This window comes from Levilactobacillus tangyuanensis, assembly GCF_003946545.1.
GTDB lineage: Bacteria > Bacillota > Bacilli > Lactobacillales > Lactobacillaceae > Levilactobacillus > Levilactobacillus tangyuanensis.
Map to the genome: position 1 here is coordinate 63,265 of NZ_RHOA01000002.1, position 13,292 is coordinate 76,556.

A 13,292-nucleotide genomic window follows, 5' to 3' on the forward strand; every position below is an offset into this window, starting at 1 on the left:
ATATCGTTTATTTCTGTCCGCGATCAAGGTTATACAACGCTTGGAATCGGGTGTTATCCCGATACAATTCTGCTGGCGACCCTTGCATATCAAAATGGCCGTCCTCGATGAACCGGACTTGGTCGACATGGTCAATCCCAGCCAAATGGTGGGTTACCCAGATAATCGTCTTGTCCTTTAGAACCCGAAAAACCGTATCAAGCAGATCTCTTTCCGTAATCGGATCGAGACTCACCGTTGGCTCATCCAGAATGATAATCGGTGCGTCTTGCAAAAGGATCCGGGCCAACGACAACCGTTGCCGTTCACCACCGGAGAAACGGCTACCCGCCTCATGGACCTGCGTGTCCAGGCCCGCCGGCAACCGTTCAATCAACTCATCTAACGCAACGGCCTTTAACGCCGCACGCACCTGGTCATCCGTGGCCGTTAGATTACCTAGGCGCACATTGTTCATCACCGTGGTATCGAAAAGATAAGGTTGTTGGTCTAACACCCCAAAGAGTTGCGACCGCTGTTCCTGCAAGTGCTCAATGCCGACACCATTCAGGCTAATGCTACCGGCATCCGGCGTTTCATCCCCCAGTATTAGCTTCAACAAGGTGCTCTTCCCGGTCCCACTGGGCCCAAGGAGCGCGAGCTTTTCCCCCGGCTTCAGGCGTAACGACAGGTCATCGATCACCTGTCGCTCGGCGCCAGGATAAGTAAACGCGACGTGATCCACGGTCAGATCCGTCAGTTGCCCAATCTTCTGTTGGTCAACCTCTTTAACCGGCTGGCCGTCCAAATGATTGACCCGGCGAATAGAGTCGCGGTAAACCGGCCATTCACTGACGCCTTGACTCATGTCGGCGAAGGGTTCAATCGTGGGAAACAGTGCCAGCCCAAAGGCGGCCACCCAGTTGGCCTGGGCCTGACTGTGCGTAAAGGTCAGACCGGCCCACCAAACGATCAGAATAATGGCGGCGCCAAAGACCAATTGAATGGCCAAGTTACGCCACCATTGAAAGTGGTGGTCCGCTCGCCGCAGGTCGGCAATCTTGTCGATGGGCTGATCCTGTTGAGCCAGAAAATCCTGACGCCGACCGGAGATTAACCAGTCACCGAGCCCCAAAACGGCGTCGGTCAGCTGCGTATAAAAGGTCCGTTGAACCTGCCGCGCCTGAAACTCACGGCGGCCATTCGCGGCGACCGAAATTAAAGGCATCACAATGACGATAACCCCCAGCAGTAACAGCATTAGGAGACCAAAGGCCCAGTTAAAGTAGCCAATGCCTAACACCACGAAGAGGTAGAGAAGCCAGCCAATAACCAGTGGAAAGACGGTCCGCAAATATAAATTTTCGATGTGATCAATATCCTCCGCCAGAATACTCAAGACATCCCCCGTCTGGTGATTTTGCCGGATCGCAACCGCCTGCCGCTCAACCGATTGGTAGAGCCGCTTACGAAAATCCGAAACAATCCGTAGCACCCAGTTATGACTCGTTAGCCTTTCGGCATAGCGGAAGGCTGGCCGGCCAATCCCAAAGGCTCGAGCTAAGACGATCGGGACGTATATCATCAAGATATTATAGGGATGCGTCGCCGCTCGACTGATCAGGTAACCGGAATTAAACATCAGTGCCGCCCCACAAAAGAAGGTCATGAACCCCAGGAACAAGACCAAAACCAATAAACGACGGTACCGCCGTAAATACGGCATAACCCAATGATCATGCTTGAATGTTTCTAAGAAACCCTTCATGGTTCGACACCTCCTCCCATTTCGGCCCGTAACCGAACGTAGGCCCCATTTTGTTGGGCCAGTTCCGCCGGCGTCCCTTGCTCGATAATCTTACCGTGGTCCAGGACCAGGATATAATCCATCTCATTCATCCAATGTAGTCGGTGGGTTGCAAAAAAGACCAGGTGATCATCGAAGACCGGCATCATCGCCTGCTTCAATTCAATTTCAGTTTCAATATCCAAATGGGCTGTGGGTTCGTCGAACAGCAAGACCCGCCGACTGTCGTCGAGAAAGGCCCGGGCCAGGGCAATTCTTTGCGCCTGCCCGCCACTGACGCCACGGGCGCCTTCGCCAATGGCAGTATCTAGGCCCTCCGGCAAGGTCGCAATCCAGTCACTCAACCCCGCTCGTTTGGCCGCCGTTTGAATCTCGGCCAGGTCGGCTTGCGGATGGTAAAATGCCAGATTATCGCGGAGGGATGCATGAAACAGATATGGGGCCTGTGGTATGTAGACAAAGCTCTTACGCCAAGCTGCTTGGTCCAAGTGTGGCAGCTGCGTTCCGCGGGCCTGAATAGTCCCCGATGCGGGGCTCAAGAAGCCGCCCAGCGTATTGATCAGGGTCGACTTACCAGAACCGGAAGCCCCAATAATACCGACCTTTTGAAATCCTTTGACGCTGAAGTTCAGATCCGTTAATGTCGCGTCACCATCGCCATAGGCCACGGAGACATGGTCGAAACGTAACTCGTCATCTCCTGTCCACACTGGAGCCTTTTCGGGCAAACGGTTACGATCCTTAGGAACCGGTTGCTGCAGGATGTCCAGAACCGCCGTCAAGGCATTCTTACCGTTTAGTGTTGCGTGATAATCATTGGCAAAGTTGCGGATCGGTGCAAAATAATCCGGTGCCAGGGTCAAAATGATTAGGGCTGGCAACAGCTGCAAGGTGTTGTTCATCAACCCAAAGCCAAGGAACACGGCAATAATGGCGATCGACAACGTGGTAAAAAAGTCCAGGGCAAACGTCGACGTCATGGCGATGGTTAGCGTGGCCATGGTCTTCTTGCGGTAGTCCTCGCTGACATGATAAACATTATCCGCGTATCGTTTATTTAAACCTAACTGCTTCAGCGTCGGCAGCCCACGTAAGGTATCAACAAAGTGATTCGACAGGCGTTGGTACCCCGCATATTGCCGATCGGCCTTGGCCTGAGCCGCCAGTCCTAAAATCACCATGAACAAGATAATGAGTGGATAGATGGCCAACAGGAAGACGGCCGCCTGCCAACGAATCGTGGCGATATAAATCAAAACGATCCATGGCGTCAGGCTGAGATCCAAAACCTTGCCGACGATCATCATGAGATAGGTTTGAATCTTGTCGATACCCTCCAAGCCCATCGTCACCACATTACCCGTGCCGTTTTCGGCGACGACCTGTGGGCCCAAATCAAATAGCTTGCCCATAAATTGCTGCCGTAAGGTTTTGGTCGTTTGTTCGACGAATGGGTACAGCGTTCGACTCTTCATAATGGTCAGCAGGTGGCGGGCCAGAAAGGTTATCGCAAATAGCGCCAAGGGCTGAACAATCGTGCCGATGGCTTGTTGATGCCAAAGATGAACAATCGCTTCTGATAAATATTTGGCCTGTAAGATAATCATTATTGCTTGAATCAGGGTCAGGACCGCCACAATTGCGGCCGTCGGCTTAACTCCTGGAAACTTAAACACTCGTTGATCGATCAAAAAAAGCGCCCCCCTCGAACCGTGATAACTCTTAATGCCATAATACTGCTTTTCTAGGCATATATCGAGTATCGACAGCCGCGGCTGACGCTTTCATAACGCGGGTTTAGGCCTCTTGCTTCGGCGATGACAACCGCTTATAAAAGACCCAGTAACTCCAGATGAAGTAGATTAACACAATTGGTAAAATACTAAAGGCTAAAATCGTCATCAGGTGCAGTGTATATGGTGAGTTAGAAGAATTCTTAATTAATAACGAATTGACTGGATTGTTGGCAATCATGACCCGTGGGAAGAGCCCATTGAAGATGAGCACCACGACACTGACCAAGGAAAGCCCACTACCAATGAATGATAGCCACTCGTGGTTCTTCAATACACCCCAGTAAGCCAAGGCCGTGAAGATAACCAGTGCGACAACAATTCCGGTCGTGCTGACAGGCTTCTTGGCGAAGAAGTCCGTGGAGAAGAATAACAGGACAGCGAACAACACTTCGCCAGCAAATAATACTGGATACAAAACCTTGTTCCACGTTCTCGCCCGGTCGCGCAGTTCGCCTTCCGTCTTCAACCGAATGAAGTTCAGACCATGGACGAGACAGAGAACCGTCACCGCAATCCCGCCAACTAAGGAGAATAGGTTAACGTAGTCAAAGAAGTGCGCCGTCATATCGCCATTCTTGTCGATAGGCATCCCGGCAATCATCGAGGTAAACAGCATCCCGAATAGGAACGCCGCCCCAAGACTGGCAATTGTTGCTGCCCATTCCCAGAATGTCCGCCAGCGAGCTGTTTCCATGTTGGCCCGGAATTCAAACGAGACCCCCCGGAAGATGAGCGCCGCTAGGATAAGGAACAAGACCAAGTAGTACCCAGAGAATAAGGTGGCATACCACATTGGAAATGAGGCGAACATCGCCCCACCGGCGGTAATCAGCCAGACTTCGTTGCCATCCCAGTGAGGACCGATCGTCCGAATAACCACATCACGTTCAGCATCTGTCTTGGCAAAACTCTTAATCAACATGCCAACCCCAAAGTCAAAGCCATCGAGGAAGAAGAAGCCACTGAACAAGACGCCAATCAAAATAAACCAAATAAATTGTAAATTAGTCATGGTTGAACGCCCCCTTTGAATATGGATCGAGGTCGGTATCACTAGATGCGTAACCATCCGTGTTGTCTGAATCTGGTCCGGCCTTCAACGTCCGGTGACACAACACAATCATAATGAAGCCCATCGTGGCAAACATCAAGAAGTAAACAATGTTGGTCGTGAGTAAGGACGCCACGGAAACGTTTGGCGAAACCGCATCGGCAATCGTTAATAGCCCATAAACAATCCATGGGTAACGACCGAATTCAGTCACAAACCAACCGGCGGTGTTCACAACGAATGGTAACCAGAGACACAGCCCCAAGATGTATAGGAACCAGCGTTGCCGCATGATCGCTTGCGACCGCTTGCGATTCATAATCAGCCCAACCACGGCTAATAGGGCGAATAAGGCCCCTGCCCCGGCCATGATCCGGAAGCTCCAGAACAAGGTGTTGGTCGGTACGTAGTAATTCATGTCCTTGCCAAACTTCTTGTCATACTTGGCATGCATTTCCTTGTTAATGGGATTCATCCCTTTAACGGTCCCAGACATCTTGTGATAGCTCAATAAATTCAAGACATATGGCACGTCAACGGACCAAGTGGTCTTATGATTCTTGGTATCGAAACCAGAAACAACCGCCCATTCACCCTTGTTAGTGGAATTCTTATACAGGCCTTCCATCGCGGCAAACTTCATGGGTTGATTGTTGATTAAGTAACGAGTTTGTAAGTCCCCACTGGCAATGGAGCCCACTGAGAAGATTAAGCCAATCACTAAGGCCACGTTCAATGACTTCCGGTAGAAGGTCACATGGTCGCGCTTCAGCAACCGCCATGCCGAGCAACCGGCAATGACGAACGCCGCCGTCACGAAGGCGCCGAAGATCACGTGAGGAAATTCATTCCACAGTTGGGGATTGCCCACAACCTTGGCGAAGCTGACCATTTGGACATGCCCCGTCTTAGAGTTGATGATGTAACCCAGTGGATTTTGCATAAAACTATTGGCCGCCAAAATCCATAGCGCAGAAAGTGAAGAGCCGAACATAACCAGCCAAATAAAAAGTGTGTGGACCCACTTATTAAACCGGTCCCAGGTAAACATCCACATCCCAATAAACGTGGATTCCAGGAAAAAGGCCGCCAACGCTTCGATGGCCAGTGGGGCCCCGAAGATGTCTCCCATGAATCGAGAATATTCAGACCAGTTCATCCCAAATTGGAATTCTTGGATGATCCCAGTCACAACACCAACTGCGAAGCTATACAGAAACATTTTGCCCCAAAATTGGGCCATACGCTTGTAATCCTTGTCACCCTTGATGGCATACATGGTTTCCATCACAGCAACAACAAAGGCCAAACCGATTGAAAACGGCACGAAGAAGAAGTGAAAGACCGTTGTCATACCAAATTGAAATCGTGCGAGGCCAAGGATATCCAGACCAAGATTTATCATTATTCTAACCTCCCCGAACGTCACTAGTGTAAATAAATAATTGCTAACTTGACCCCATTATATCGAGTGATAAGTCAACATTCAATGATTGGGCGCCAAAATTGTAAACTTCCTGAATAAACTTGCGTCCAGCCACTAAAATGGGTCGCTTAATTTGGTAACACATTTTAAAATGTGTGCAGTTTATTTGGTAGCGATTTCAAGTTACCACTGAATTTGACGGTCATTTCCGCGAATGACGTGATAAAATAAGGGTGACAGAAATGTCGAAGGAGGTCTTTCACATGACAGAACGGATACTTGCATTTCAACCTTTAACTTCGGACCAATCTCAGCAACTCACGACCCTTGGTGCCGAGGTTATTCCAGCCGACGACTGGGAAACGGCCACCGGGATCACCACCATTTTCGGGTGGGACCGGGAACATGGCCTGAAAGTCTTACAGAATCCTGCCAATACGATCCATTGGATTCAAACCGCAAGTGCGGGGGTTGACTACCTTCCTCTCGATTGGATTAAGGCACACCAGATTCAGGTGACCAATGCCAGTGGCGCCTACTCGGACGCTATCGCAGAATCCACCATCGGTTATCTCCTTTACTTTCTTCGCGGCTTCAACGAATCCGTGAAGAATCAGGCCGGCCACTTCTGGCAACGACCGGCGCGTAGCGATCTGGGCATGCTCGGTAACCAAAAGATTGTCATCTACGGCACCGGTAGTATTGGCCAGGCCATCGCGAACCTACTGAACGGCTTTGGCAACTACCCATTTGGCGTTAACCGAACGGGCCATGGTGTGACTGGTTTTCAAGGCGCCGTTGCCTTGGCCGATGACGCTGACCTCGTCAAAGATGCCGACATTGTCATCAACGCCATGCCGGCTACCTCGGCCACCGATCACTACTTTGATCAGGCCTATTTTAAGCGACTGAACGGCCTACGCATCTTCGTCAATGTTGGCCGTGGCAAGTCGGTGGACGAGGCCGCGCTGATGGACGCCCTTCTCTACCAAAACGTCTTACACGCCGCATTGGACGTTTTCGAAACAGAACCCCTACCAAAGACCTCGCGGCTATGGGACTACCCTAACGTCATCATCACGCCACACCAAACCGGTTTCGCCGCTGAGAATACCATCCCAATCTTCGGCTACCTCAAAGATAATTTAACCAGTTGGACAACCGACCATGAACTGACCGTTAATCTCGTTGATGTCAGTCGTGGCTATTAAACCGATTCATAAAAAAACTAGGCCCTCTCTGCTGAGAAGGCCTAGTTTTTTGTTAGTTAAGTGTCAAATCTAATAACCGGAGTCCGGTGCGGCGTTGCCCCCGTTACCATTGTCAGTACTTGTGGAACTACTCGTGTCATCACTGGATGAACCAGCCATTTGGGCAATCGTTCCCGTGGTGGCCTCGTTTAGTCCTAGACCCTTGCGAATATAATCCGTCACCCGTTGTAATTCGGTCTTCGAGGCAACCTCCATGCTTTGACCATCGATGGTCGATCCGGTCCCCTGCAAATGAGTGGTCGTGATGTGTTTCGTGGCCGCCCGGTAGTTTTGCGCCAGGGCCGTCAGATCATTGAAGGTCAAGTCGGTCTGCGTTGTCTTCGATAACGAGCTGATGAAGGATTCATTCAACAACGTTGAGACGGAACCGGACTTGTTCAATAGGGCCATGATCACCTTCCGTTGCCGCGTCTGCCGACCGTAGTCTCCCTTAGGGTCATCGTCACGCATCCGTGAGTAGGCCAAGGCCCGCTTCCCGTTCATGTGGGTCTTAACCCCCTTCTTAAAGGTATAACCACCATAGCTGAAGCTTAACGTTGGCGTCACATCGACCCCACCAACTTCATTGATAATTTTCTCCATTCCACCCATGTTGATGATGGCATAGAAGTCAATTGGGATGTTCAACATTTGTTGGACGGTCGTAATGGCCGTCTTCGACTTGCCATAGGCGTATGCGGCATTAATCTTCGAGACACCGTAGTCCTCATAGCCCGGAATCTTGACCGCCGTATCCCGGGGAAGACTGGTAATGGTGGTCTTTTTTGTTGACGGATTGATCGTCACTACCATCATACTATCGGTCCGGCCGGTAAAGCTGCGACCCAGCGCCCCGGTATCGGTTCCCATCAAGAGAATGGACACGGGTTTCTTATTTGATAGCTGTGCGTCGACGTTCCGCAGTTTTTTAACCCCGGAGGCCTTGTAGGAGCTCTTCACTGAATTTTTTAGGCTTTGATATTTTTGCATGCCGTAGGCTGTTCCCCCGACGAGTAATGCCAGGATTAGAAATAGTATTGTGTTCCGAATGGGATGTCGTTTCCGTCTCGGTCGTTGTCGCTTCTCCATGTTTTGGTTAGCCACCCTTTCATCCGCCACCTCATTTGCGGCGGGATTACTTAAATTTATCCATTGTTAATCGACTTGTCTATTATAGAGGCTGAGACTTAACGTTTTCTGTTTTTTACGCAACCTTTACCAAAAAACAAAGCGTTACTGCAAAAGACAGTAACGCCAACGTTTCAAGACGGACACATTTCTTAAATTCGCTTGTTTAAGAAGCCTCACCATCGTCTAACACCGCGTTGTTACGGACCCGACTGTGACGATAACCATAGGTGGCGTACACAATCAATCCAAGCACGACCCAAATGCCAAAGGCCTCCCACGTAAAGGCTTGTAGCTGTGTCATCAGGTAGACACAGGCCAAAAACGAGATAATAGGTAGGTAAGGATAGCCCGGCACCTTAAAGGCTGTATCCAGGTCACGGAACCGTTCATCATGACGAAGAAAGACGATACCTAGAGAAACCATAGCAAAGGCCGATAGCGTCCCAATGTTAACCAGCTCGGCAATCTTATCGATTGGGATAAAGGCCGCAAAGGCACTGGCAACAAGCCCAAAGATCCAGGTGTTGATGACGGGAACCTTCGTCTTAGGATTCAATTTCTTCAAGGGGGCTGGCAACAGGCCATCGCGACTAATAGCAAACAGTAAGCGCGTGCCCCCATAAGACATAACAATCAGGACCGTGGTCATCCCCACGATGGCCCCCAAGGAAATCACCCCGGCTGCCCAGTTTTGATGAATCAGGCTTAAGGCCAAGGCAACTGGGTCGGCAACGTTCAACTTGGTGTAGTGAACGACCCCCACTAGAACCGCAGATAGGCTCACGTATAATACGGCCGCCACCAGCAGCGAAGAGATAATCCCGATGGGCATGTTGCGCTTCGGATTCTTAACTTCTTCACTGGCGGTTGAAACGGCATCAAAGCCAATGTAGGCATAGAATGCCACCGCGGCGCCCTTAACGATTCCCTTCGCCCCGAATGGCAGGAAGGGATTGTAATTGGCCGGTTTAACGTAGAAGATGGCAATCCCAATGAAGAGGAGGATGACCAGGATCTTGACGATAACCATGATGTTATTGATCCGGGCGGATTCACGAATCCCCTTGGACAATAACCAGGCAACGAGCATCGTCACCACCAAGGCCACAATATCGACGCCCCCGCCTTTGACGCCGGCGGTCCCAGCCGCGGCCGAAAGAAATGCCGGCAGCTTAATGCCAAAACCCTGCAGCAGGTTCTGGAAGTACGACGACCAACTAACGGCCACCGATGAAACGGCAAATAAATATTCAGAAATTAAAGCCCAGCCTAGCAACCAGGCAATCAATTCACCAAAGATAGCATAAACATAGGTATAGGCACTCCCTGCTAAGGGAATCGTCGACGAGAACTCGGAGTAGCACAGTGCCGCCATGGCACAAACGACCACCGCCAATAAGTAGGACAACATCACGCCGGGACCCGTGTAGTTGGCCGCAATTAACCCAGGGGTGATAAAAATCCCTGACCCAACAATGGCCCCGATACCCATGGTCGTCAGACTAAAGGCCGTTAAGGTCTTTTCCAGCCCGGTCCTTTTCTTCAATTCTTGTTGAACAGGCTTTTTAATTAGAAGTTGTCGCGGTTGACGCATAACAACTCCTCCTTCCACGAATAATGAGAATACGATGAAACAACTTATTATAGTTTAATGATCACTTGTGAAAATGTCAATAGAAATCTTAACAGATCACGGTTTATCCATTGATAATACGCCTCTCATTGTGATTTTCTATCGCATAACTTGCCATTTAACTCTCATTAGTTGCGGACCGATCAAAAAAGCCATCCCCAAATTTAGGGGATGGCCAATCATTTAAGCCTTGAGCGTTTCATCCAGGGCCGCAACGCCTTTAACGGGACCCACGACCGTTAGAATGTCGTGTTGCCGAATGGTCACGGTTGGTTCGGGCGAGATATTAATCTCGGGCCCGTGTTGAATCGCAATCACCGTCAGGTCAAACCGTTGGCGGAGTGCCAGGTCCACCAAACTCTGATCGACAAAGTGCGGATCGGTAATTTCCAGTTCGGCGAGCGTGTAGTCATCACTCAGGTCAATGAACTTGAGAATATGATTGGACAGCAGCTTGCGCACAATGCCCTGGCCCATGTCACGTTCGGGGAAAATCACCTGATCGGCCCCCACCCGTTCGAGAACGCGGCCATGGTCACTGGTTTCCGCCTTGGCAATCACCTTCTTGGCACCCAGCTCCTTCGTTAACATGGTGGTCAGAATGCTAGCCTCCATGTTATTGCCAATACCAACAATCACGTAGTCAAAGGTGTCGATGTTGAGGCCCTTCAGCACATTCTCATCGCGCGTGTCGGCAATTAACGTTTGCGTGGCAATCTCCATCATTTCGTTGACGGGTTCCTCTCTGACATCAACCGCAAGAACGTCCTGCTTCATTTTGGCCAGGGTCTGAACGACACTCTGACCGAAACGCCCCAACCCTAGTACTGCAAAACTTTTCTTCATGTCCGCACTCCTAACCGATTAAAATATTTTCTTCTGGGTAACGTATCTGGTTCACCTTGGCCTGTCGCTTCGATAACGAGTAGAGCGAGGTGAAGATACCGACTCGACCGATAAACATTAAGAGCATAATGACAAGTTTACCGATCACCGTTAGATGCGGCGTTAGCCCGAGGCTAAGTCCGACCGTACCAAACGCCGACAACACCTCGAAGACAATATACTCCAGGCCAAACTCACGCGGGATATTTTCCGTTTGCGTCAGGATTAATGTCGCCGTCGCAATGACCACGCTGGCCAGGAACACCAGCATGAGTGCCCGATTGATGTTCGCCTGACTGAACCGCCGATGACTGAACTCGACGTCCTTCTTGCCCCGCAATTGGGCAATACTCTGGAGCATTAAAACGCCAAACGTCGTGGTTTTAATCCCCCCGGCCGTCGAACCGGGTGTCCCACCAACAAACATCAGAATCATGAGAATAAACAGTGTTCCGGCGTGCAAGCTGGTCGTTGGGAAGGTCATGAGTCCCGCCGTTCGCGGCGTCACGCTCAGGAACAACGTGTTAATGGTCCGTTCCAACCAGGAACTGTCCTGAAAGATGGCCAGATTGTGTTCGGTAACGAAGAGCACGAGGAACCCGGCAACGAATAACGACCCGGTCGTCACCAAAGTTAGCCGGGAGTTCAAACTTAATCGCTTTCGATCATGATAGAGTAACAGATCGCGCCAGACCAGAAAACCAAGTCCCCCGGCAACAATCAAAACCATCGTCACAATCAACAGGTAACTGTCTCGCCGAAATCCCATCAGACTGTTGCCGAAGACATCGAAGCCGGCGTTACAAAAGGACATGACCGCATGGTAGAGCGAGACGTATAGCCCACGTTGCCAGCCGAACCGTGGGACGAAATCGAAGGCAAGCAAGACGGCACCACCAAATTGAAAAATGGCGGACAGCCGAACCACGTACTTCATCACACTCTTCGTGTCGCTCAAATTTTCAAGATTCAAGGACTCCTTAACCATCAGTTGTGTCGACAAATCAAGATTGCGCCGCATAATATTAAAGAGTAACACGGCAAAAGTCATGTAGCCCAACGCCCCAACCTCGGCCAGGCCCAGGATAACCACCTGGCCAAAGACGGTCCAATGCGCGGCCGTATTAACCACGGTTAGGCCGGTGATACAGGTCGCCGAGGTTGCCGTAAAGATCACGTTAATAAAGGATGTGTGCATCCCCGTTGCCGTGGCCATTGGCAAACTAAGTAAGATGGTCCCAATCGTGATCAGCAGAAGAAAGCCCGCCACCATTTTCTTTGAGAGCGTGTCAAAAAGTTTTAATTGTCCTAGTCTTTTCATCAAATTCCCGTCCTTATGTCTCATCATATCTTCAGCTTAAAACAACCCTTCGGGGAACACAACCGAAATCCAGTCGACCCGTCAACAATCACCGATTATCGCTCCCCTCAGACCTGCCCGATTAAAAAGGACCCTCACGATGATGTGAGGGCCTTCAGAAGATCTACTTAAAAACTTGTCCATTCCAATATGATTGGCGCTGTCGACTTATGGCCATGCCGTCTCGCTAATCACCAGCCGGCAGCGACCTCTCTTCATGAGGCTAGTTAAATCCACCATAAGGGGCAAACGCGATAAAAATCTGGGTAACCCAGAACAAGGAAACAGCCGCCCACACGAAGAAGAAATAAATGGCCACAAGATGGCCTAACGTCACACGCACGCTACGCTCGCTAATACCGCGAGTGATGGCTTCAATCGCCATCACTAGGCCGATTGCCAGTCCCAAATAAACGCTAATCGTGCCTAATTGGTCCGCGCGGTGTTTGGTCAATTGGTCCATCATCCCCCCGCAAATAATTAAAACGTAAATGGTCCACGCCGAATACAGCCAGGACGTCCAGAAGATGAGCTTCCGAGCGCGGTCTCGAATATTAAACATCTGGCGCTGATTGATGAAATGAATCGCCAACGGATTATAGACCATGGCGGGAAAGAACAACGCGATGCCGAACACCACTAAGAGTGGCAATCCCATTCCATCACCGAAATCCGCCGTATTACCAACGGGCCCATTAACCAATCGTGCACCACAATTTTGGCAGTGATCCAGTCCTGGTACTAATGTTGCCCCACAATTTGAACATGTCATAAAACTCGCTTACTCCATTCCCTATGCCGATTTATAGGCGTATTCACGTCCCTTTTCATTGACGAAATGCACCCATCATCATGCTAACTCACAACTAAAAAGTCCTTAATTCCCCGCACGACGCTTTCTAGCGTCAACTCTTGTTGATCCTAAATATGTATATGGTTGATACTTCACCTGAACAATATTATCAGAAACTAAT

At 50.2% G+C, this 13,292-nt stretch carries 10 protein-coding genes; 1 reads left to right on the forward strand and 9 read right to left on the reverse strand.

From position 1 onward, the window contains the following. Positions 1-7: 7 nt before the first annotated feature. The 4 genes from cydC to EKM96_RS01840 all read right to left on the reverse strand — a co-directional run bounded on the left by cydC (position 8) and on the right by EKM96_RS01840 (position 6,038). Positions 8-1,747, reverse strand: coding sequence for a thiol reductant ABC exporter subunit CydC (gene cydC / locus EKM96_RS01825; RefSeq protein WP_125638975.1), 1,740 nt, complete (start codon positions 1,745-1,747; stop codon positions 8-10). Continuing rightward, complete coding sequence (gene cydD, locus EKM96_RS01830; protein WP_125638977.1) at positions 1,744-3,477, reverse strand: thiol reductant ABC exporter subunit CydD; 1,734 nt, start codon at positions 3,475-3,477, stop codon at positions 1,744-1,746. The genes cydC and cydD overlap by 4 nt, the downstream gene beginning before the upstream one ends. Before the next feature lie 106 nt (positions 3,478-3,583). Next, entirely contained in the window at positions 3,584-4,594 is a 1,011-nt protein-coding gene (cydB, locus tag EKM96_RS01835; protein ID WP_125638980.1) for a cytochrome d ubiquinol oxidase subunit II, read from the reverse strand. Continuing rightward, positions 4,587-6,038: a cytochrome ubiquinol oxidase subunit I gene (locus tag EKM96_RS01840; RefSeq protein WP_125638983.1), complete on the reverse strand. Its 1,452-nt coding sequence runs from the start codon at positions 6,036-6,038 to the stop codon at positions 4,587-4,589. The genes cydB and EKM96_RS01840 overlap by 8 nt, the downstream gene beginning before the upstream one ends. Positions 6,039-6,322: 284 nt before the next feature. Here EKM96_RS01840 and EKM96_RS01845 point away from each other — a divergent pair, with 284 nt between their 5' ends. Next, positions 6,323-7,270 (forward strand): NAD(P)-dependent oxidoreductase, encoded by a 948-nt coding sequence (locus tag EKM96_RS01845; protein WP_125638986.1) that lies wholly within the window; start codon positions 6,323-6,325, stop codon positions 7,268-7,270. Between the two features lie 69 nt (positions 7,271-7,339). On the opposite strand, the gene EKM96_RS01850 is transcribed toward EKM96_RS01845, so the two are convergent. From EKM96_RS01850 to EKM96_RS01870, 5 genes are all read right to left on the reverse strand, one after another. Continuing rightward, complete coding sequence (locus EKM96_RS01850; protein ID WP_164510952.1) at positions 7,340-8,398, reverse strand: LCP family protein; 1,059 nt, start codon at positions 8,396-8,398, stop codon at positions 7,340-7,342. Between the two features lie 205 nt (positions 8,399-8,603). Next, positions 8,604-10,034, reverse strand: coding sequence for an APC family permease (locus EKM96_RS01855; protein WP_125638991.1), 1,431 nt, complete (start codon positions 10,032-10,034; stop codon positions 8,604-8,606). 222 nt (positions 10,035-10,256) lie between these two features. Next, entirely contained in the window at positions 10,257-10,919 is a 663-nt protein-coding gene (locus EKM96_RS01860; RefSeq protein WP_125638994.1) for a potassium channel family protein, read from the reverse strand. A 10-nt stretch (positions 10,920-10,929) separates the two neighbouring features. Beyond that, on the reverse strand, positions 10,930-12,279 hold the full coding sequence (locus tag EKM96_RS01865; protein WP_125638997.1) for a TrkH family potassium uptake protein: 1,350 nt from the start codon (positions 12,277-12,279) through the stop codon (positions 10,930-10,932). Between the two features lie 262 nt (positions 12,280-12,541). Continuing rightward, the gene (locus tag EKM96_RS01870) at positions 12,542-13,090 is read right to left on the reverse strand and encodes a hypothetical protein (RefSeq protein ID WP_125639000.1); all 549 of its coding nucleotides are present in this window, start codon (positions 13,088-13,090) and stop codon (positions 12,542-12,544) included. Positions 13,091-13,292: the final 202 nt, after the last annotated feature.